The sequence below is a fragment of the Basfia succiniciproducens genome, assembly GCF_011455875.1.
In the GTDB taxonomy this organism is placed as follows: Bacteria; Pseudomonadota; Gammaproteobacteria; order Enterobacterales; family Pasteurellaceae; genus Basfia; species Basfia succiniciproducens.
On record NZ_CP015031.1, the window covers coordinates 2,051,063 to 2,074,351 of the forward strand.

Genomic DNA, 23,289 nt, shown 5'->3' on the forward strand with positions numbered 1-23,289 from the left:
AAAAGCACTTATAAAAAATGACAGAAAAATAACCGCACTTTGCTCTGTAACTTAAAAGTCAGGTTCGCATATCAATTAAATTAAAGTGCGGTGGTTTTTTATGGATTTTTGGAAATTAAAAATTCAGATAAAAATCCCGGGTCAGCGCGATAAACCGTTCCGTGTATTGATTTTGTTCATTATAGACAACAAGCCGGCTTTGTTCTGTTGTACAAGGTTGTTTGCTGAAAGTGAGTAGTAACCGTTGCGGAATTTTGCCCGATTTAGTGATTACTTCACAGCAACGGGCGCAAAAAAGTGCGGTCTGTTTTTGCAGATTTTTTCCTGCCGCATAAGGCAGAATTAAATGGATCCGGCCCGTATCGGTTAAGCAATCAGCCGCTAGGTTTAACCAATCCGAATGGCTTAATGTTTGAGTATAACGGGCGGTATCGCGCTGTTTGTCGCGACAATCGACACCCTGTTCGAAATAAGGCGGATTTGACAAAACGGTATCAAATTTTTTCGTGCAGGTTCGGGTAAAATCGACGATGTTTTGCTGCTCTAACTGAATTTTATCCGCCCAAGGGGATTGACGGACGTTTTCAGTCGCTTGTCGATATGCAGAGGAATCAATTTCAACACCCGTAATATGGCAATCGGTTTGTGTGCGCTGCGCCAACATTAAAGCGATTAAGCCGGATCCCGTACCGAGATCCAAATAACGGTTGCCCTGCAGGCTTGCCCAAGCGCCAAGCAAAATACCGTCCGTTCCTACTTTCATGGCGCATTTATCGTGGCTTACATGGAATTGTTTAAAGGTAAAACCGGCGGATTTTGTTTTGTTGTTCATAAATGTTGTCAAAGTGCGGTAAAAATTCAGAAAATTTTGTCCGCAGTATTCTAGGCGGCCTTTCTTGTTAGGGCAAGTCGGATCGTGAAAAAATCCGATTGGATTCGCATAATTTAATATGAAAGATCAAAATTAAATGCTACAATCCCTCGTTCACAAAAACATCCCAAATTTTTACATTGGATTCATGGGTTAATTATGGCTTTAGCAATCGACAAAAAGAAGAAAAACGCTCCTGAAGAAGTTGAGCAAAAATCAAAGGGTTTAAATACCTTTTTATGGGTGTTAGTAGCTGTCGTTATCGCAGTTGCGGCATTTGGAAACGTATATTATGCGGAACAATTCTCTACTGCGGTTCGCGTAGTGGCGGTTGTTGTGTTACTTGCAGTTGCACTCGGGATCGCAGCGGTTACCAATCAGGGTAAAGTTGCATTGGCATTCTTCGGTGAATCAAGAACTGAATTAAGAAGAATCGTATGGCCGACCCGCCCGGAAGCAATGCAAACTACGTTAATTGTAATTGGCGTTACTGTTCTTACCTCTCTTATTTTATGGGGTTTTGATAGTATCATCGTATCAATCATTAATTTCTTAACAGATTTGAGATTCTAAAATGACAGAAACAGCAGTGAAAAAACGTTGGTATGTGTTGCAGGCGTTTTCAGGTTTTGAAGGTCGTGTTGCAACTACATTACGTGAATATATCAAATTAAACCACATGGAAGATCAATTCGGCGAAGTATTGGTACCAACCGAAGAAGTGGTTGAAAATGTTGCTGGTAAACGCCGTAAAAGCGAACGTAAATTCTTTCCCGGCTATGTGTTGGTTGAAATGGAAATGAATGACGATACATGGCATTTAGTGCGCAGTGTGCCTCGTGTTATGGGATTTATCGGCGGCACGCCTGATCGTCCTTTACCAATCAGTAAACGTGAGGCGGATCTGATTCTAAACCGTGTTGAAGAAAATGCGGATAAACCGCGTCCGAAAAACACCTTCCAACCGGGTGAAGAAGTCCGCGTTACCGAAGGTCCGTTTGCCGACTTTAACGGTACCGTTGAAGAGGTGGATTACGAAAAAGGTCGTCTTAAAGTATCGGTATCTATTTTTGGCCGAGCTACACCGGTTGAGCTTGAGTTCAGCCAAGTGGAAAAAGCGAACGGTTAATCGTGATTTTGGTAAATATCTTTCTATAATAAGAGCAGGTGTAAAACCTGCTTTTTTTATTATAAAAATCGCTTGAAAATCCACCGCACTTTTAGTAAAATCCGCACCCTGACTATGAGCGAGGGAACTTGCTCATATTTTTGTGTAGCACATTATGCTTATGTGCTTAATATTACCGGGGAGCCGATTTCGGCGTTATCACCCGCTTAGAGGAAACTTAAAATGGCAAAAAAAGTCCAAGCATACGTTAAGTTGCAAGTTGCAGCTGGTATGGCTAACCCTTCACCACCGGTTGGTCCGGCATTAGGTCAACAAGGTGTAAACATCATGGAATTCTGTAAAGCGTTCAATGCTCGCACAGAGAGCTTAGAAAAAGGTTTACCGATTCCTGTCGTTATTACCGTTTACGCAGACCGTTCATTCACTTTCGTAACTAAAACTCCACCGGCGGCGGTATTATTGAAAAAAGCTGCGGGCGTTAAATCAGGTTCAGGTAAACCGAACAAAGAAAAAGTGGGTAAAGTGACTTTAGAACAAGTTCGTCAAATCGCTGAAACTAAAGCGGCGGATATGACAGGCGCAACTATCGAAACTAAAATGAAATCAATCGCTGGTACGGCTCGCTCAATGGGCTTAGTAGTAGAGGAATAATACAATGGCTAAATTGACTAAAAGAATGAAAGCAATCAAAGCTGGCGTAGATTCTACTAAAGCATATGAAATCAACGAAGCAATCGCAGTATTAAAACAATTCGCGACTGCAAAATTTGATGAAAGCGTTGATGTAGCGGTGAACTTAGGTATCGACCCGCGTAAATCAGACCAAAACGTTCGTGGCGCAACCGTGTTACCAAACGGTACTGGTCGCTCAGTACGTGTTGCCGTATTTACTCAAGGCGCTAACGCTGATGCAGCTAAAGAAGCAGGTGCTGATTTAGTCGGTATGGAAGATTTAGCGGAACAAATCAAAAAAGGCGAAATGAACTTTGATGTTGTTATCGCATCTCCGGACGCAATGCGTGTTGTCGGTCAATTAGGTCAAGTATTAGGTCCTCGCGGTTTAATGCCAAACCCTAAAGTAGGTACTGTAACGCCAAACGTAGCGGATGCGGTTAAGAACGCGAAATCCGGTCAGGTTCGTTACCGTAACGATAAAAACGGTATCATCCATACAACTATCGGTAAAGCAAGCTTCTCAGCAGAAGCATTAACGCAAAACCTACAAGCTTTATTAGCTGCGTTAGTGAAAGCTAAACCGACAACTGCCAAAGGTATCTTCATCAAGAAAGTAAGTATTTCTACGACGATGGGTGCCGGCGTTGCCGTTGATCAAAACAGCTTATAATTTACGCTGAAATCTTTACAAGGGCGTGCGTTATGTTTATAATTCCACGCCTTGATTTTGTGAATATCACAAATGATTTTCTGGTTGGTGCTTGCCTTTTCAAGCCCCGTCCAAGACCGTAGGGGAAAGCCGGCTTAAAAAGCGCAGTGAGTTTTCACTAAGTTTTCTTAATATCCTACGTAGATGGTGAACAGAGTACGAATTTTTCTGCTTCTGTACACCGAAGTCGTCCTAATGCGGTTTGTATTAGGTAATTTAATTCCGAGCAATCGGAGTGTATTCAGGAGCTAAAAGCCAATGGCATTAAATCTTCAAGACAAACAAGCAATTGTTGCTGAAGTAAATGAAGCAGCCAAAGGTGCCCTTTCGGCAGTAATCGCGGATTCTCGCGGTGTAACTGTTGATAAAATGACTGAGTTACGTAAAACAGCTCGTGAAGCTGGCGTTTCAATGCGCGTTGTTCGTAATACTTTATTACGTCGTGCGGTTGAAGGCACAGAATTCGAATGTTTAACAGATACGTTTACCGGTCCGACACTTATCGCATTCTCTAATGAACATCCGGGTGCGGCAGCACGCTTGTTCAAAGAATTTGCTAAAGCAAATGATAAGTTTGAAATTAAAGGTGCAGCCTTTGAAGGTAAAATCCAAGATGTTGATTTCTTGGCAACATTACCGACTTACGACGAAGCGATTGCACGTTTAATGGGTACTATAAAAGAAGCTGCGGCAGGCAAACTTGTTCGCACTTTTGCGGCATTACGCGACAAATTACAAGAAGCTGCTTAAGTTTAAGCAAGAACTTCTTAACTCGTTTAACTTTATTTACATTAGGAATTGATTGTTATGTCATTAACTAACGAACAAATTATTGAAGCGATTGCTTCTAAATCAGTATCAGAAATCGTTGAATTAATTTCTGCGATGGAAGAAAAATTCGGTGTTTCAGCAGCGGCAGTAGCAGCGGCAGCTCCGGCAGCAGGCGCAGCGGCAGCAGAAGAAAAAACTGAATTCGACGTAGTTCTTAAAGCGGCCGGTGCTAACAAAGTAGCAGTAATCAAAGCGGTACGCGGTGCAACAGGCTTAGGCTTAAAAGAAGCTAAAGACTTAGTTGAATCAGCTCCGGCTAACTTAAAAGAAGGCGTTTCTAAAGAAGAAGCCGAATCACTGAAAAAAGAATTAGAAGCAGCTGGCGCAGAAGTAGAAATCAAATAATTTTGATTGAAACTTTAAACCGACTTTTGGTTCTGGAAAACCCCGATGGTAACGTCGGGGTTTTCTTTTTTATGTAGAAAGATAATTGATTCCCACGAAATTGATGGAAGTTATGAATTTAACTTCTTCCGTTAAAAATCAGATTTTGAAAATCTGCGGTAAGAAAATTTGAAATTTTTGACCGCACTTTTTTATTCTTTCTTTTTATTTATTGCTAAAAAATATTCAAAACGCTATAATAACCAGCCATTTTTAAGAAATGTAGCTGGCGGTAAAGTATCGTCAGCTTTTTGCGTTATTGGTATAACGTGAAAAAATCACCGTTTTATTGCAGAAAATTAAGTTAAATCAAGCTGTTAACTTAACGCAATCCGCTCATCAGAAGTAAGGTTCAGAGTGCGGTATCTGAAAACGGGTTCAAACATTGATATGGGATAAAATTCGCAAATTTTGACCGCACTTTTATTTTATATCAACTCGGTCTCACTAGAAATTACAGAGGAAAACCAATGGGTTACTCCTATACTGAGAAAAAACGTATCCGTAAAGACTTTGGTAAACGTCCACAAGTTTTAAACGTACCTTATTTATTAACAATCCAACTCGATTCTTTTGAAAAATTTATTCAAAGAGATCCTGAAGGTCAGCAGGGTTTAGAAGCCGCATTCCGTTCAGTTTTTCCTATCGTAAGTAATAACGGTAGCACGGAATTGCAATATGTAAGCTATAAACTTGGCGAACCTGTATTTGACGTACGCGAATGTCAGATTCGCGGCACGACCTTTGCCGCGCCGTTACGCGTTAACTTGCGTTTGGTAAGTTACGATCGTGATGCGGCTCCGGGCACAATTAAAGATATTAAAGAACAAGACGTTTATATGGGTGAAATCCCATTGATGACGGATAACGGTACTTTCGTAATTAACGGTACCGAACGCGTTATCGTCTCTCAATTGCACCGTAGCCCGGGTGTGTTCTTTGATTCGGATAAAGGTAAAACCCATTCTTCGGGTAAAGTGCTTTATAACGCACGTATTATTCCTTACCGCGGCTCTTGGCTGGATTTTGAATTCGACCCGAAAGATAATTTATTCGCCCGTATCGACCGTCGTCGTAAATTGCCGGCAACAATTATTCTGCGCGCGTTAGGTTATAGTACCGAAGAAATTTTGGATTTATTCTTTGAAAAAATCCAATTTGAAATTCAAGATAACAAATTATTAATGGCGCTAGTGCCGGAACGTTTACGCGGCGAAACTGCCTCATTCGATATTGAAGCGAACGGTAAAGTTTACGTTGAACGTGGCCGTCGTATCACTGCGCGTCATATCCGCACATTAGAAAAAGATAATGTAACCAAAATTGATGTGCCTACGGAATATATCGTAGGTAAAGTTTCCGCTAAAGATTATATTGATTTAGAGTCGGGCGAATTGGTTTGCCCTGCGAATATGGAAATTTCGCTTGATATCTTAGCTAAATTAGCTCAGGCGGGTTACAAATCAATTGAAACTTTATTTACTAACGATTTAGATTTCGGCCCTTATATTTCCGAAACTTTACGTGTTGATCCTTCATCGGATCGTTTAAGTGCGTTAGTTGAAATCTACCGTATGATGCGTCCGGGCGAACCGCCGACAAAAGAAGCGGCGGAAGCTCTATTCGATAACCTGTTCTTCTCAGCGGAGCGTTATGATTTATCTGCGGTAGGCCGTATGAAATTCAACCGTTCTTTAGGCTTGGCGGAAGGCGTTGGTAACGGCGTGTTAAGCAAAGAAGATATCGTCGGCGTGATGAAAAAACTGATTGATATCCGTAACGGTCGCGGTGAAGTGGACGATATCGACCACTTAGGCAATCGTCGTATCCGTTCCGTCGGCGAAATGGCGGAAAACCAATTCCGTATCGGTTTGGTTCGTGTTGAACGTGCGGTAAAAGAGCGCTTATCTTTAGGTGATCTTGATGCGGTAACGCCACAGGATTTAATCAATGCCAAACCGGTTTCTGCGGCAGTAAAAGAATTCTTCGGTTCTTCACAGCTTTCGCAATTTATGGACCAAAACAACCCGTTATCGGAAGTAACGCATAAACGTCGTATTTCCGCATTAGGTCCGGGCGGTTTAACCCGTGAACGTGCAGGCTTTGAAGTACGAGACGTACACCCGACTCACTATGGTCGCGTATGTCCGATCGAAACTCCTGAAGGTCCGAATATCGGTTTGATTAACTCTTTATCCGTGTATGCCCGAACTAATAATTACGGTTTCTTGGAAACGCCTTATCGTAAAGTTGTTGACGGTCAGGTAACGGAAGAAATCGAATATTTATCGGCTATTGAAGAAGGTAATTACGTTATTGCACAGGCGAATGCAAGTCTGGATGAAGATTTCCGCTTTACCGATGCGTTCGTAACCTGTCGCGGCGAACACGGCGAATCGGGTTTATATCGTCCTGAAGAAATCCAATATATGGACGTTTCGCCTCAACAGGTTGTTTCCGTGGCTGCGGCATTAATCCCGTTCTTGGAGCACGACGATGCGAACCGTGCGTTGATGGGTGCCAACATGCAACGCCAAGCAGTACCGACATTACGTGCGGATAAACCGTTAGTAGGTACCGGTATGGAAAAACCGATCGCTCTTGACTCGGGTGTTGCGGTAGTGGCTAAACGCGGCGGTATTATCCAATACGTTGACGCTTCCCGTATCGTGGTTAAAGTCAATGAAGACGAAACTATTCCGGGCGAAGCGGGTATCGATATTTATAACTTAATTAAATATACCCGTTCAAACCAAAATACTTGTATCAACCAGATTCCTTGTGTGAATTTAGGTGAGCCTATTGGTCGCGGCGAAGTGTTAGCCGATGGTCCGTCAACGGATTTAGGCGAACTGGCGTTAGGTCAAAATATCCGTGTGGCGTTCATGCCTTGGAACGGTTATAACTTCGAAGACTCAATGTTAGTATCCGAACGTGTCGTTCAACAAGACCGTTTCACGACTATCCATATTCAGGAATTATCCTGTGTGGCTCGTGATACCAAACTTGGCGCCGAAGAAATTACAGCGGATATTCCGAACGTAGGTGAGACCGCGTTAAGCAAACTTGACGAATCGGGTATCGTTTACGTTGGTGCGGAAGTGAAAGGCGGCGATATCTTAGTAGGTAAAGTAACGCCTAAAGGCGAAACCCAATTAACGCCGGAAGAAAAACTTTTACGCGCAATCTTCGGTGAAAAAGCCTCTGACGTTAAGGATTCTTCATTACGCGTACCAAACAGCGTTTCCGGTACGGTTATCGACGTTCAGGTATTTACTCGTGACGGCGTGGAAAAAGATAAACGCGCGCTGGAAATCGAAGAAATGCAGTTAAAAGAAGCGAAGAAAGATATTGCCGAAGAGTTAGAAATTCTGGAAGCAGGTTTATTCTCCCGCGTTCGTAATCTGTTAATTGACGGCGGCGTTGATGCGAAAGAATTGGATCGTTTAGATCGTACTAAATGGTTGGAACAAACTTTAAATGATGAAGCGAAACAAAACCAATTAGAACAACTGGCGGAACAATACGAAGAATTACGCAAAGACTTCGAACATAAATTAGAAGTGAAACGCGGCAAAATTATTCAAGGTGATGATTTAGCGCCGGGCGTATTGAAAGTGGTTAAAGTTTATCTTGCGGTGAAACGTCGTATTCAACCCGGGGATAAAATGGCGGGTCGTCACGGTAACAAAGGTGTTATTTCAAAAATTAACCCTGTTGAAGACATGCCGTACGATGAAAACGGTCAACCTGTTGAAATCGTATTGAATCCGTTGGGCGTACCGTCTCGTATGAATATCGGTCAGATTCTTGAAACCCACTTAGGCTTAGCGGCTAAAGGTATCGGTGAGCAAATCAACCGTATGTTGAAAGAAAAACAAGAGATTGAGAAACTACGCGGATACATTCAAAAAGCCTATGATTTAGGCGGTGGCTCACAAAAAGTGGATTTAAATACCTTTACTGATGAAGAAGTTATGCGTTTAGCACAAAACTTACGTAAAGGTATGCCGCTTGCGACACCTGTATTTGACGGTGCGGAAGAAAAAGAAATCAAAGATCTCTTGGAATTAGGCGGTTTACCGACTTCCGGTCAGATTACGCTATACGACGGCCGCACAGGTGAAAAATTTGAACGTCCGGTAACCGTGGGTTACATGTATATGCTCAAATTGAACCACTTAGTTGATGATAAAATGCACGCTCGTTCAACCGGTTCTTATAGTCTTGTTACACAACAACCGTTGGGTGGTAAAGCACAATTCGGTGGTCAGCGTTTCGGTGAAATGGAAGTATGGGCATTAGAGGCATATGGTGCGGCATACACGTTACAAGAAATGTTAACCGTGAAATCCGATGACGTGAACGGCCGTACGAAGATGTATAAAAACATCGTGAGCGGCACTCATCAAATGGATCCGGGTACCCCTGAATCTTTCAATGTAATCATGAAAGAGATTCGTTCGTTGGGTATCAACATTGACTTAGACGAAGAGTAATTAAAATGACGGCGCGTTTTAGGCGTGTCGTCAAAAAACTTCGTCGCAATGCGAAAATTTCCGCTCAAAGTGCGGTAAAAAATTGAAAAATTTCCACCGCACTTTGAATAAGTTTAACTCCGACAGGAGCAAATCTGTGAAAGACTTAGTTAAGTTTTTAAAAGCACAATCAAAAACTTCAGAAGATTTTGATGTGATTAAAATTGGTTTAGCATCACCCGACATGATCCGTTCATGGTCATTCGGTGAAGTAAAAAAACCGGAAACAATCAACTACCGTACCTTCAAACCGGAACGTGACGGTCTTTTCTGCGCACGTATTTTCGGGCCGGTAAAAGATTACGAATGTTTATGCGGTAAATATAAACGTTTAAAACATCGTGGCGTTATTTGTGAAAAATGTGGTGTAGAAGTTACCCAAACCAAAGTTCGTCGCGAACGTATGGGTCACATTGAACTTGCCTCACCGGTTGCGCACATTTGGTTTTTAAAATCCCTGCCGTCCCGTATCGGTTTATTATTGGATATGCCGTTACGCGATATCGAACGCGTTTTATATTTCGAATCATATATTGTGATCGAACCGGGTATGACTGATCTTGAAAAAGGTCAATTATTAACCGAAGAACAATTCATGGACGCAGAAGATCGCTGGGCCGATGAATTTGATGCGAAAATGGGTGCGGAAGCAATCCAAGCCTTATTGCGCGATATGGATTTAGAACACGAATGTGAAACTTTGCGCGAAGAGTTACAGGAAACCAATTCCGAAACAAAACGCAAAAAAATCACTAAACGCTTGAAATTATTAGAAGCGTTTATGCAGTCCGGTAACAAACCGGAATGGATGGTAATGACCGTATTACCTGTGCTGCCGCCGGATTTACGTCCGTTGGTGCCGTTGGACGGCGGTCGTTTCGCTACTTCGGACTTAAACGATTTATATCGTCGCGTAATCAACCGTAATAACCGTTTAAAACGTTTATTGGATTTAGTTGCGCCGGATATTATCGTACGTAACGAAAAACGTATGTTGCAAGAGTCTGTGGATGCATTATTGGATAATGGTCGTCGCGGTCGTGCGATTACCGGTTCTAACAAACGTCCGTTAAAATCTTTGGCTGATATGATCAAAGGTAAACAGGGTCGTTTCCGTCAAAACTTACTTGGTAAACGTGTTGACTATTCAGGTCGTTCCGTAATTACCGTTGGTCCTTACCTACGTCTGCACCAATGCGGGTTACCGAAGAAAATGGCGTTGGAATTATTCCGTCCGTTTATTTACGCTAAATTAGAAAGCCGTGGCTTTGCTTCAACAATCAAAGCGGCGAAGAAAATGGTTGAACGTGAAGACGCTATCGTATGGGATATTCTGGCGGAAGTCATTCGCGAACATCCGATTTTGTTAAACCGTGCGCCAACCTTGCACCGTTTGGGTATTCAGGCATTTGAACCTATCTTAATCGAAGGTAAAGCAATGCAGTTACACCCGCTTGTTTGTGCGGCGTTTAACGCGGACTTCGATGGTGACCAAATGGCGGTTCACGTACCCTTGACACTTGAAGCGCAATTGGAAGCCCGCGCGTTAATGATGTCAACCAATAACGTGTTATCACCGGCGAACGGTGATCCGATTATCGTTCCTTCACAAGACGTTGTATTAGGTATCTACTATATGACGCGTGAAAAAGTGAACGCGAAAGGCGAAGGTATGTTATTGCAAGATCCGCGCGAGGCGGAAAAAGCTTACCGTACTGGTCGTGCGGAATTACATTCGCGCGTGAAAATCCGTATTACCGAATATGTGAAAAATGCCGAAGGTGAGTTTGAACCGCAAACAACCTTAACGGATACTACAATCGGTCGTGCCATTTTATGGATGATTGCACCTAAAGGTATGCCGTATAGTTTGTTTAACCAAACGCTCGGTAAAAAAGCGATTTCTAAATTAATCAACGAATGCTACCGTCGTTTAGGCGTGAAAGCGAGTGTTATGTTTGCCGACCAAATTATGTACACAGGTTTTGCTTACGCCGCTCGTTCGGGCTCATCCGTCGGTATCGACGATATGGTTATTCCGGAGAAAAAATACGAAATTATTTCCGCTGCGGAAGCCGAAGTTGCCGAAATTCAGGAACAGTTCCAATCCGGTCTTGTGACTGCGGGCGAGCGTTACAATAAAGTGATCGATATTTGGGCGACGGCAAACGAACGCGTTGCTAAAGCGATGATGGAAAATCTTTCTACGGAAGAAGTGGTTAACCGTGAAGGTAATCTTGAGAAACAATCTTCTTTCAACAGCATCTTTATGATGGCGGATTCCGGTGCCCGTGGTTCCGCAGCACAGATTCGTCAGTTAGCGGGTATGCGTGGTCTGATGGCTCGTCCGGACGGTTCGATCATTGAAACCCCGATTACCGCGAATTTCCGCGAAGGTTTGAACGTATTACAGTACTTTATTTCAACCCATGGTGCGCGTAAAGGTTTGGCGGATACCGCGTTAAAAACAGCGAACTCAGGTTATTTAACCCGTCGTTTGGTTGACGTGGCGCAAGACTTGGTTATCGTTGAAGACGACTGCGGTACGCACGAAGGTATCGTTATGACTCCGCTTATCGAAGGCGGTGATGAAAAAGTATCGTTACGCGAACTCGTATTAGGTCGTGTAGCGGCGGAAGATATCTTAAAACCGGGTACGGAAGAGGTATTATTCCCGCGTAACACATTATTAGATGAAAAAGTGTGTGATATCCTTGATGAAAATTCAGTGGATAGCGTGAAAGTACGTTCGGTTGTAACCTGTGATACCGATTTCGGCGTTTGTGCGAAATGTTACGGCCGTGATCTGGCTCGCGGTCACTTGATTAACCAAGGTGAAGCGGTCGGTGTTATTGCTGCGCAGTCAATCGGTGAACCGGGTACACAGTTAACCATGCGTACTTTCCATATCGGTGGTGCGGCATCTGCGGCGGCTAAAGAATCCAGCGTTCAGGTGAAAAACAGTGGTTCTATCCGTTTAACAAACGTGAAATCCGTTACCAATAACGAAGGTAAATTAGTGGTTACCTCACGTAATACCGAATTAACCATTATTGATGCTTTCGGTCGTACTAAAGAGCATTATAAAGTGCCTTACGGTGCGGTATTGAACAAAGGCGACGGCGAAGCGGTAACAGCGGGCGAAACGGTAGCAAACTGGGATCCGCATACAATGCCGGTTGTCTCCGAAGTAGCGGGTTTTGTGAAATTTGTGGATATTGTTGACGGTTTAACCGTTACTCGTCAAACCGACGAATTAACAGGTTTATCTTCTATTGTGGTACAAGACGTGGGTGAACGCGCAACCGCAGGTAAAGATTTACGTCCTGCGATTAAAGTTGTTGACGCGCAAGGCAACGATATCTTTATTCCGGGCGTAGATGTGCTTGCCCAATACTTCTTACCGGGTAAAGCCATTGTTACTCTAGACGACGGTGCGGAAGTCCAGGTCGGTGAACCTTTAGCCCGTATTCCGCAAGAATCCGTTGGTACTAAAGATATTACCGGCGGTCTTCCGCGCGTAGCCGACTTGTTCGAAGCGCGCAAACCGAAAGAACCTGCAATCCTTGCGGAAATTACAGGTATCGTTTCATTCGGCAAAGAAACCAAAGGTAAACGCCGCTTGGTTATCACACCGGTTGAAGGCGAAGCATACGAAGAAATGATTCCGAAATGGCGTCAGTTGAACGTATTCGAAGGCGAAATGGTTGAACGCGGCGACGTAATCTCCGATGGCGCGGAAACTCCGCATGATATTTTACGTTTACGCGGCGTACACGCAGTAACCGAGTATATCGTTAATGAAGTACAAGAAGTTTACCGCTTACAAGGGGTAAAAATTAATGATAAACATATCGAAGTTATCGTACGTCAAATGTTACGTAAAGGCATCATCACTAAAGCTTACGATTCTGAATTCTTAGAAGGTGAGCAAGTGGAAGTGGCGCGCGTTAAAATTGTGAACCGTAAACGTGAAGCCGAAGGTAAACCGCCGGTAGAATTCGAACGCGAATTGCTCGGTATTACCAAAGCTTCACTGGCAACCGAGTCATTTATCTCGGCGGCATCGTTCCAGGAAACAACCCGCGTGTTAACGGAAGCTGCGGTTGCAGGTAAACGTGACGAATTACGAGGCTTGAAAGAGAATGTAATCGTAGGTCGTTTAATCCCGGCAGGTACCGGTTTCGCTTATCATCAAAACCGCATTAAAAACCGCGGTCAGGCGAACGTTGTTGAAGAGCAAGAAGTAAAATTCTCTGCGGCGGACGAAGCGGAAATTGAAGCTGAATTTAATATGATAGCGGAAGACCCGGCAGCGAGTCTTGCCGAAATGTTAAATATGGCGGATGATGCGGAATAAGCATTAACCATCCTAAATATAGGGCGGGCTTGCCAGCTCGTCGATTAAAGCCCTCGGGACTCTTGTTCCGGGGGCTTTTTGTTATAATCTTTTTGTTATAATCTATGAAAGATAAACAGACTTTAAATGTTAAAGATAAATTATGAACGGAGGCTTGTAATGAAAGAAGTAAGTTCAAAATCGCTTAATGATGATGAATTAGCGCTGTTGGATAATCTATTACTAGAATATGCAAATGAAGAAAGCGACGAAGGTATTTTTACTCTTTCCGAACTGGATGGTTATCTTACCGCAATTATTTCCTCGCCTATGTTAATACAACCTAGTACGTGGATTCCGGCTATTTGGGATAATAACCTACCGGAATGGGAAAATGAACAGGAAATGGCGATGTTTTTCGATTTATTATTTCGTCATTATAATAGTATCATTATGATGTTACAGACCGGATTAGAGAATTATTCCCCTTGTTTTGAATATAGTAACTTTACGGATGGAGATTATCCTATCGTTGACGATTGGTGCTTTGGTTATATGAGGGGCGTAAAATTAGCGGATTGGCAAAATCTACCTACTAAATTGCAACCTTATTTAAAGTTAATTGAGGTTCAAACTCATCTTCACTCATCTTTGGATGATTATGTCTCGCCTTCATTACAGGAACAAAATGAGTTAGCTGACAGACTTATTGAAGCTGCGGTTGAAATTTATCGTTATTTCAGATAACGGAATTGTCTTTTTACTGATAGCGCTTATTTTCCAATGAATGTTTATTTACGCCGGACATAAAACCAAAAGTGCGGTGCAAAATTTCCAAATTTTTGACCGCACTTTTATTCTGCCTTTTGTCCGCTTGTACCCGTTACATTAATCGCCCGTTTTTATGGTAATAACTGTTATAATATTTGCCATTCAGTAGTAAAGCGTAAGCCAAGGCGATATATCAAAATGACAACACATTATTTTAATTTGGATATTCCCACTCAAGCGGGAGATCACAAAATTGTAGCCAACGTATTAACGGGTTCGGACGGATTGGCGATTTGTGAAATGGCGGAACAGTTTCAGGGGCTCACCGTTGTGGTGGCTAACGATACCAAAAGTGCGGTGCGTTTAGAGAAAATTTTGCAGGAGTCCGGCAAGCTTGAAGTCCGTTATTTCCCCGATTGGGAAACCTTGCCTTACGATAGTTTTTCTCCTCATCAGGATATTATTTCCTCTCGTCTCAGTGCGCTTTTCTATTTGCAAAATACCCGAAAAGGTATTCTGATTTTATCGGTGAGTACCTTAATGCAACGGATTTGCCCGCCGCAGTATCTGCAACATAATGTGTTGCTGATTAAAAAAGGCGATCGTCTGGTTATTGAAAAATTACGTCTGCAATTGGAAAATGCGGGCTATCGCGCGGTAGAACAGGTTATGGAACATGGCGAATTTGCCGTGCGCGGCGCTTTGTTGGATCTTTTTCCTATGGGCAGTCCGCTTCCGTTCCGGTTGGATTTTTTTGATGATGAAATAGACAGCATCCGCACTTTTGATGCGGATACTCAGCGGACGTTGGAAGAAATCAGACAGATTAATTTATTGCCGGCGCATGAATTCCCTACGGATGACAAAAGTATTGAATTTTTCCGTGCGCAATTTCGCGAAACTTTCGGCGAAATCCGCCGTGATCCGGAGCATATTTATCAACAGGTCAGCAAAGGCACGTTAGTTTCCGGTATTGAATATTGGCAGCCGTTGTTTTTTGAGAATATGGCGACTTTATTTGATTATTTACCGGCAAATACGTTGTTCGTGGATATGGAACAATATCAAATTCAGGCGGAACGCTTTTATCAGGATGCGGTACAACGTTTTGAAAGCCGTAAGATTGACCCTATGCGCCCGTTGCTAGCGCCGGAACGTTTGTGGTTGCACATTGACGAAGTCAATCGGGCGTTAAGAAATTATCCTCGGATTAGCCTGAAAGCGGAAAAAGTGCGGACTTCGGTACGGCAAAAAAATCTGCCGCTGAAAGCCTTGCCGGAATTGCAAATTCAGCCGCAACAAAAAGAACCCTTACAAAATATTCGTCACTTTATTGAAAAATTCAAAGGACATATTGTTTTTTCCGTAGAAACGGAAGGGCGACGCGAAACCCTACTGGATTTGCTTTCACCTATTAAATTACGCCCGAAACAAGTGAACTCGCTATTTGAGGCGCAGTCACAAACTTACAGCCTGCAAATCAGCAGCCTGGATAACGGTTTTATTATCGAGCAAGAAAATGGCGAACCTATTGCCATTATTTGCGAAACGGAATTGTTAGGCGAACGGGTTCAGCAACGCGGGCGGGACAAACGTAAGTCAGTCAATCCCGATACTTTAATCCGTAATCTTGCGGAATTAAAAATCGGTCAGCCGGTGGTTCATTTGGATCACGGCGTCGGGCGTTACGGCGGATTGGTTACGCTGGAAAACGCCGGTATCAAGGCGGAATATTTACTGCTCACTTATGCAAACGATGCCAAGCTTTATGTACCGGTCGCCAATTTACATTTGATCAGCCGCTATGTGGGCGGTTCCGAAGAAACGGCGCCATTGCATAAATTAGGTAGTGATAGCTGGGCGAAAGCAAGACGGAAAGCGGCGGAAAAAATCCGCGATGTGGCGGCGGAATTGCTTGATGTGTATGCGCAGCGCGAAGCGCAAAAGGGCTTTGCTTTTCATTATAATCGTGAAGAATTTATGCAGTTTTCGGCGACTTTCCCTTTTGAGGAAACTCATGATCAGGAAGCGGCGATCAATGCGGTTATTTCCGATATGTGTCAGCCGAAAGCAATGGACCGTTTAGTTTGCGGCGATGTGGGGTTTGGTAAAACCGAAGTGGCGATGCGGGCGGCATTTCTTGCGGTGATGAATCATAAACAGGTAGCCGTATTAGTACCGACCACCTTATTGGCGCAACAACATTATGAAAACTTCCGCGATCGGTTTGCGAATTTGCCGGTGAATGTGGAAATGGTTTCACGTTTCAGAACGGCGAAGGAACAGAAAAAAATTCTCGAAGATTTATCCGCCGGCAAAGTGGATATTCTTATCGGCACGCACAAATTGATTCAATCCGATGTGAAATTTAACGATTTAGGCTTACTGATTATTGATGAAGAACACCGGTTCGGTGTGCGTCAAAAAGAAAAAATTAAACAGCTGCGCGCCAATGTGGATATTTTAACTCTCACCGCTACACCGATTCCGCGTACCCTTAATATGGCGATGAACGGTATTCGTGATTTATCCATTATTTCTACGCCGCCGGCACGTCGTTTGACTATCAAAACCTTTGTGCGACAGGCGGACGATTTGCTTATTCGCGAAGCTATTTTACGTGAGATTTTGCGCGGCGGGCAGGTTTATTATTTGCATAATGATGTGGCAAGTATTGAAAATTGTGCGGAAAAATTGACCGCACTTGTGCCGGAAGCCAGAATTATTATCGGTCACGGGCAAATGCACGAACGGGAATTGGAACGGGTGATGACGGATTTTTATCATCAGCGTTTTAATGTGCTGGTTTGTTCCACCATTATCGAAACGGGAATCGATATCCCTACGGCAAATACCATTATTATTGAGCGCGCGGATCATTTTGGTTTGGCTCAGCTTCATCAGTTACGCGGGCGGGTCGGGCGTTCCCATCATCAGGCTTATGCTTATTTGCTCACACCGCCGCCGAAATTAATGACCAAAGATGCGGTGAAACGTTTAGAAGCTTTAGAAAGTCTGGATAATTTAGGGGCGGGCTTTATTCTTGCCACTCATGACCTGGAAATCCGCGGTGCCGGGGAATTGCTGGGCAGCGAACAAAGCGGACAAATTGAAAGTATCGGTTTTAGTTTGTATATGGAATTGCTTGAAGCTGCGGTGCAAGCGATGAAACAAGGGCGCGAACCTTCGCTTGACGAGCTTACTCAGCAGCAGGTGGAAATTGATTTGCGCATTCCCGCTTTATTACCGGAAGATTATCTTGGTGATGTGAATATGCGCCTTTCTTTCTATAAACGTATTGCGGGGGCGGAGAATAAGCCTGCTCTCGACGAGTTGAAAGTAGAATTAATCGATCGTTTTGGTCTACTGCCGGAAGCGACAAAAAATCTGATGCAGATTACGGAACTGCGTTTAATGGCAAAACAGTTGGATATTATCCGCATAGACGGTTCGCAAAATGGCGGTTTTATTGAATTTTCACCGACTGCCGATATAGATCCGATGAAGTTTATTAATCTCATTAAACAGCAGCCCGCGGTGTTCAAATTTGACGGGCCGACTAAATTCAGATTCAGCTGTGCCTTAGAACAGGCGCAAAAACGATTGGATTTCATTTTTAATTTGCTTCAGAGTTTAATGGATTAAAACGTAACGTTGTTATAGAATGGCAAAGCATTTATCGGGTGCGGTATTTTCCGCATTTTTCACTTGTTCGTAGAAGGAAAATTGAATGTACTTAGAGCAAATTAAAGCTGAATTAAATGAAGCGGCGGATGTATTAGACAAATTCATCAAAGATGAAAACAACATTAAATTAATCCAACAGGCAGCCTTGATTTTAGCGGACAGCTTTAAACAAGGGGGCAAAGTGCTTTCATGCGGTAACGGCGGTTCTCATTGCGATGCCATGCATTTTGCCGAAGAATTAACCGGTCGCTATCGTGAAAACCGCCCGGGCTATCCGGCAATTGCGATTTCCGATGTGAGCCACTTGAGCTGCGTAAGTAACGATTTCGGCTATGATTACGTATTCTCACGTTATGTGGAAGCGGTGGGTAAAGAAGGCGATGTATTATTCGGTTTATCAACGTCCGGCAATTCAAAAAACGTGTTAAACGCCATTGAAGCGGCAAAAGCAAAAGGCATGAAAGTCATTGCGATGACCGGTAAAGACGGCGGTAAAATGGCGGGGCTTGCGGACGTAGAAATTCGCGTTCCTCATTTCCGTTATGCCGACCGTATTCAGGAAGTGCACATCAAAGTAATCCACATTTTAATGATGCTGATTGAATTTGAAATGGCAAAAGCGGCTTAGCCGTTTAAAAGTGCGGTCGAAAATCCGAAAGTTTTATCCCATATAAGGACGCCGTGCCTGGCATCCGGATCTTATAAGGCTCCCGTAACCGAATTACGGGAGTTTTTTATACGCATAATAAAATGTCGCCGGCCTATGCAAACAGCATAACAATCTCCTTTAATTATTGCATAATTATGCAAAAAATATTAATATTCTTTCAATTTTGTAAAATGTAGAGAATTCATAAAAAAATGACCATTAGTGTTAAAAATTTAAATTTTTTCTATGGTTCGTCGCAGGCGTTATTCGATATAAATTTAACCGCCGAAGACGGTGATACCGTAGTTTTGCTCGGACCGAGCGGGGCGGGGAAAAGTACCTTAATCCGTACCTTTAATCTGCTTGAAGTACCGAAATCCGGCGATTTAACCGTGGCGGACAATCATTTTGATTTGTCGCAAAATACCGATGCTAAAAAAATGCGCCAGCTTCGCCAGGATGTAGGGATGGTGTTTCAACAGTATAATTTGTGGCCGCATTTCACCGTAATGGAAAATCTGATTGAAGCGCCGATGAAAATTCTGGGATTAACGGAATCGGAAGCACAAAAAGAAGCGATGGAGTTATTAACCCGCCTGCGTTTGGAAGAACATGCGCATCGTTTTCCGCTGCAACTGTCCGGCGGGCAACAGCAACGGGTTGCTATCGCCCGTGCGTTAATGATGAAACCGAAAGTGTTGTTATTTGACGAACCGACCGCCGCGCTGGATCCGGAAATTACCGCACAGATTGTTTCGATCATTCAGGAATTACAGGAAACCGGCATTACGCAGGTGATTGTGACCCACGAAGTCGGTGTTGCCCGTAAAGTGGCGACCAAAGTGGTGTATATGGAAAAAGGCCGTATTGTGGAAACGGGCGATGCAAGTTGTTTTGAAGCGCCGCAAACAGAACAATTCAGACAATATTTATCTCACGATTAATCAAGGATCTTATATGAAAAAATTATTATTAGCCGCCGCGCTAGCCGGCACAACTTTCGCCGCCCAAGCCCGGGATATTACTTTTGCGATGGAACCGAGTTATCCTCCTTTTGAATTAACTAATGCGCAAGGCGAAATCATTGGCTTTGACGTGGATGTGGCAAAAGCGATTTGTAAGGAAATCGAAGCGAATTGTAATTTTAAAAGCCAGTCTTTTGATGCGTTAATTCCAAGTTTAAAAGCAAAACGTTTTGATGCGGCAATTTCCGCTATTGATATTACGGAAACACGTGCAAAACAAGTGCTGTTTTCCGATGCTTATTATGACAGTTCCGCAAGTTTTATTGCGGTAAAAGGCAAAGCGGATTTAAACAGCGCTAAAAATATCGGCGTACAAAACGGTACGACATTCCAACAATATACGGTAGCTGAAGCGAAACAATATTCGCCAAAAGCTTACACTTCATTACAAGACGCTATTTTAGACTTAAAAAACGGTCGTATTGATATTATCTTCGGCGATACCGCGGTATTGGCGGATATGTTGGCTAAAGAGCCCGAACTTACTTTTGTGGGCGATAAAGTCACCAATAAAAAATATTTTGGTAACGGTTTAGGTATTGCGGTAAACAAATCTGACAAAGCCTTAGTAGAAAATCTGAATAAAGGTTTAGCCGCAATTAAAGCTAACGGCGAATACCAAAAAATCTATGATAAATGGATGACTGCTAAATAAGCGATTATGTTTTTTGAATATCTTCCTTTAATGAGTACCGCAACCCTGATGACTTTGGGGTTAGCGGTTTGTTCGTTAATAGCGGGTCTGGTTTTAGCCATCTTTTTTGTGGTGCTGGAAACGAACAAATTTGTGTGTGTGCGCAAACCGACCGCTATTTTCGTTACCCTATTACGCGGGTTGCCCGAGATTTTGGTGGTGTTATTGATCTATTTCGGGTCTACCGAATTGGTGGAAAAACTCACCGGCGAGTATATTGAATTCAGTCCGTTTTTATGCGGGGTAATCGCATTGGCGATTATTTTTGCCGCTTACGCCTCACAAACCCTAAGAGGAGCAATTCAGGCGATTCCTTTAGGTCAGTGGGAATCGGGCGCCGCATTAGGATTAAGCCGCGGCTATACCTTTGTGAATATTATTCTGCCGCAGGTGTGGCGCCACGCGTTGCCGGGCTTGAGTAACCAATGGCTTGTGTTATTGAAAGATACGGCATTGGTTTCCTTAATCGGAGTGGACGATTTAATGCGTCAGGCAAGTTTGGTTAACACAAACACCCATCAACCTTTTACCTGGTATAGTTTTGCCGCGCTGCTTTATCTGATTATTACCTTGGTCAGCCAATTTTTCATGCGTAAATTGGAAATGCGTTTTACTCGTTTTGAAAGAGGGGTGAAATAATGTTCCGGGAATATTTTATGGAAATTGCCCGCGGGATTCCGACCAGCCTGTTGTTAACGGCGGTTGCCCTGGCGGTTGCTTTTGTGCTGGCTTTATTTTTAACCTTTTTGTTATCTATGGAAAACAAACCTGTTAAAAGAGTAATTAATATCTTTTTAACCCTGTTTACCGGCACCCCGTTATTGGTACAGTTTTTCCTGATTTACAGCGGCCCCGGTCAGTTTCAATGGATTGTCAACAGCGCTCTGTGGCCATTATTATCTAATGCCTGGTTTTGCGCCATGTTTGCGTTAGCGTTAAACAGTGCGGCCTATTCTACGCAATTATTCCATGGTGCGGTAAAAGCGATTCCGAAAGGTCAATGGGAAAGCTGTGCCGCATTGGGTTTAAGCCGTTTGCAGACGTTGAAGATTCTGATCCCTTATGCCTTAAAACGCGCATTGCCTTCTTACAGCAATGAAATTATTCTAGTATTTAAAGGCACTTCTTTAGCGTCAACCATCACAATTATGGATATTATGGGTTATGCAAGACAGCTTTACGGTACGGAATATGACGCTATTACGATTTATGGTATTGCCGGCGTTATTTATTTGGTTATTACTGGTTTAATGACCTTATTGCTGCGTAAATTAGAGCATAAAGTCCTTGCGTTTGAACGTTTGGAAGTGGAAAAAGCATAAAAAATCGGCTAAAACCGACCGCACTTTTGATTTAAACCCTAGAACGATCCGCACTTAAAAGTCAGGCATTAAGCCGACCGATTAAGGTGCGGATTTTTTTATTGGTTTTTCTTATTAAAGAAATAGATTTTTTAATCGGCAAAGCCCCTACTTTTTATAGGATAATTTAAACTCCCGTTTCACTATTTGGAGTTAATTCTATGAAAAAATATTTTTTATCCGCCATAGCGATCGCCGGTTTGGGCTATTTATCAATGGTAGGCTACGCCCACTTTTTTGATAAATCCCAATCGGAAAAACTGTATGCCGCAACGGAGGTTCCACAACAATTCAAACCCGTTGCTAAAGTGATGTTTGACAATGGTTGTCAATATTGCCATTCGCCGAGTGCCGATATTCCCGGTTACGCGAATTTCCCGATTGCCAAACAGTTAATGGAGCAAGATATTGCCCAAGGTTTGCGCAGTTTCCGTTTGGATCGGATGTTTGAAGGCATGAAGGACCCAAGCAAACTTTCCGAAGCGGATTTGGCTAAATTGGAACAGGTTATTCGTAATGATCAGATGCCTGCGGCGAAATTTTTACATATTCACTGGGGCACTCGTCCCGATGCGGATGAAAAACAAGTCTTGTTAGACTGGATTAAACAACAACGTGAAGCGCATTTCCTACCTCAAAACACCCAGGGTGCGGATGCCGCACGTTTAGTACAACCTATTCCTGATGCGATTGCAACGGATTCTCACAAAGTCGCCTTGGGCGAGAAACTGTATTTTGACGGGCGCTTGTCCGCCGACGGTTCGATTCAATGCCATACCTGTCACCAGCTTGAGCAGGCGGGGATAGATAATTTACCGGTGTCCGAAGGGATTGAAGGTAAAAAAGGCGGCATTAACGCACCGACGGTCTTTAATGCGGCATTTAACAAATGGCAATTCTGGGACGGTCGTGCGAAGACATTAGCGGATCAAGCGGGCGGACCGCCAGTTAATCCGGTAGAAATGGGATCAAAAGATTGGGATGAAATTATTGCCCGTCTGGATCAAGACGAGACATTCAAAAAAGAATTCTTATCGGTTTTCCCGGAACTTTCACAAGCAACCGTCACCGAAGCTATCGGCGAGTTTGAAAAAACATTAATTACGCCGAACAGTGCCTTTGACCGCTATTTGAAAGGTGAACAATCCGCCTTAAACGATCAGCAAAAGCGCGGTTATGAATTATTCAAAAATGCCAAATGCGACACCTGTCATACCGGGACTGCAATGGGCGGACAATCCTTCGAATACATGGGTATTTATGACGATTATTTCAAAGCCCGCGGTACGGATTTAACGGATGCGGATAAAGGACGTTTCGCCGAAACCCAAGATCCTTACGATATGCATCGTTTCAAAGTACCGACTTTGCGTAATGTGGCGTTGACCGCACCTTATATGCACGACGCAACGGCGAAAGACCTGAAAGAAGCGGTTCGCATTATGGGACATTATCAAAGCAATAAAGATTTCTCTGATGCAGAACTCGACGATATCGTTTCTTTCTTAAATTCATTAACCGGTGAATTTAAAGGGAAATTATTAACCAATGAGAAAATGAAATAATTTTTCGAGTGCTTGTGGAAAGTTTAAGCTTTCCACAAGTTTTTTGTTTAATGTTTTAAAC

General features: G+C 43.2%; 17 protein-coding genes. 16 read left to right on the top strand and 1 reads right to left on the bottom strand.

Annotation, left to right across the window (positions count from 1 at the left end; translation table 11 throughout):
* Positions 1-115 precede the first annotated feature (115 nt).
* On the bottom strand, positions 116-832 hold the full coding sequence (locus tag A4G13_RS09580) for a tRNA1(Val) (adenine(37)-N6)-methyltransferase (protein ID WP_090654203.1): 717 nt from the start codon (positions 830-832) through the stop codon (positions 116-118).
* A 198-nt stretch (positions 833-1,030) separates the two neighbouring features.
* Between A4G13_RS09580 and secE the strand changes: the two genes are divergently transcribed.
* The 16 genes from secE (at position 1,031) to A4G13_RS09660 (ending at position 23,228) form a co-directional block, all read left to right on the top strand.
* The gene (secE, locus tag A4G13_RS09585; protein WP_011199386.1) at positions 1,031-1,444 is read left to right on the top strand and encodes a preprotein translocase subunit SecE; all 414 of its coding nucleotides are present in this window, start codon (positions 1,031-1,033) and stop codon (positions 1,442-1,444) included.
* A gap of 1 nt (position 1,445) precedes the next feature.
* Positions 1,446-2,000: a transcription termination/antitermination protein NusG gene (nusG, locus tag A4G13_RS09590; RefSeq protein ID WP_011199387.1), complete on the top strand. Its 555-nt coding sequence runs from the start codon at positions 1,446-1,448 to the stop codon at positions 1,998-2,000.
* 222 nt (positions 2,001-2,222) lie between these two features.
* Positions 2,223-2,651, top strand: a complete 429-nt coding sequence (gene rplK, locus A4G13_RS09595; protein ID WP_090654201.1) for a 50S ribosomal protein L11 — start codon at positions 2,223-2,225, stop codon at positions 2,649-2,651.
* 4 nt (positions 2,652-2,655) lie between these two features.
* Positions 2,656-3,345, top strand: coding sequence for a 50S ribosomal protein L1 (gene rplA, locus A4G13_RS09600; RefSeq protein WP_011199390.1), 690 nt, complete (start codon positions 2,656-2,658; stop codon positions 3,343-3,345).
* Between the two features lie 297 nt (positions 3,346-3,642).
* Positions 3,643-4,134: a 50S ribosomal protein L10 gene (gene rplJ / locus A4G13_RS09605; RefSeq protein WP_011199391.1), complete on the top strand. Its 492-nt coding sequence runs from the start codon at positions 3,643-3,645 to the stop codon at positions 4,132-4,134.
* Positions 4,135-4,191: 57 nt separating this feature from the next.
* Positions 4,192-4,560, top strand: a complete 369-nt coding sequence (gene rplL / locus A4G13_RS09610; RefSeq protein WP_011199392.1) for a 50S ribosomal protein L7/L12 — start codon at positions 4,192-4,194, stop codon at positions 4,558-4,560.
* A gap of 509 nt (positions 4,561-5,069) precedes the next feature.
* Positions 5,070-9,098, top strand: a complete 4,029-nt coding sequence (gene rpoB, locus A4G13_RS09615) for a DNA-directed RNA polymerase subunit beta (protein WP_011199394.1) — start codon at positions 5,070-5,072, stop codon at positions 9,096-9,098.
* A gap of 136 nt (positions 9,099-9,234) precedes the next feature.
* Positions 9,235-13,497 (top strand): DNA-directed RNA polymerase subunit beta', encoded by a 4,263-nt coding sequence (gene rpoC, locus A4G13_RS09620; protein ID WP_041639466.1) that lies wholly within the window; start codon positions 9,235-9,237, stop codon positions 13,495-13,497.
* Positions 13,498-13,656: 159 nt separating this feature from the next.
* Positions 13,657-14,223 carry a UPF0149 family protein gene (locus A4G13_RS09625; protein WP_165898033.1) on the top strand — a complete coding sequence of 189 codons (567 nt, stop codon included), beginning with the start codon at positions 13,657-13,659 and terminating at the stop codon, positions 14,221-14,223.
* A 222-nt stretch (positions 14,224-14,445) separates the two neighbouring features.
* Positions 14,446-17,892 carry a transcription-repair coupling factor gene (gene mfd, locus A4G13_RS09630; RefSeq protein WP_090654198.1) on the top strand — a complete coding sequence of 1,149 codons (3,447 nt, stop codon included), beginning with the start codon at positions 14,446-14,448 and terminating at the stop codon, positions 17,890-17,892.
* Positions 17,893-17,977: 85 nt separating this feature from the next.
* On the top strand, positions 17,978-18,562 hold the full coding sequence (lpcA, locus tag A4G13_RS09635; RefSeq protein ID WP_011199400.1) for a D-sedoheptulose 7-phosphate isomerase: 585 nt from the start codon (positions 17,978-17,980) through the stop codon (positions 18,560-18,562).
* A 233-nt stretch (positions 18,563-18,795) separates the two neighbouring features.
* On the top strand, positions 18,796-19,527 hold the full coding sequence (artP, locus tag A4G13_RS09640) for an arginine ABC transporter ATP-binding protein ArtP (RefSeq protein WP_011199401.1): 732 nt from the start codon (positions 18,796-18,798) through the stop codon (positions 19,525-19,527).
* Positions 19,528-19,540: 13 nt separating this feature from the next.
* Positions 19,541-20,263 (top strand): lysine/arginine/ornithine ABC transporter substrate-binding protein, encoded by a 723-nt coding sequence (locus A4G13_RS09645; RefSeq protein ID WP_041639467.1) that lies wholly within the window; start codon positions 19,541-19,543, stop codon positions 20,261-20,263.
* A gap of 6 nt (positions 20,264-20,269) precedes the next feature.
* A complete protein-coding gene (artQ, locus tag A4G13_RS09650) occupies positions 20,270-20,941 on the top strand; it encodes an arginine ABC transporter permease ArtQ (protein WP_011199403.1) in 672 nt (223 codons plus the stop codon).
* Positions 20,941-21,624, top strand: a complete 684-nt coding sequence (gene artM / locus A4G13_RS09655; RefSeq protein WP_011199404.1) for an arginine ABC transporter permease ArtM — start codon at positions 20,941-20,943, stop codon at positions 21,622-21,624. The genes artQ and artM overlap by 1 nt, the downstream gene beginning before the upstream one ends.
* Before the next feature lie 200 nt (positions 21,625-21,824).
* Positions 21,825-23,228, top strand: a complete 1,404-nt coding sequence (locus A4G13_RS09660) for a cytochrome c peroxidase (RefSeq protein ID WP_090654196.1) — start codon at positions 21,825-21,827, stop codon at positions 23,226-23,228.
* Positions 23,229-23,289: the final 61 nt, after the last annotated feature.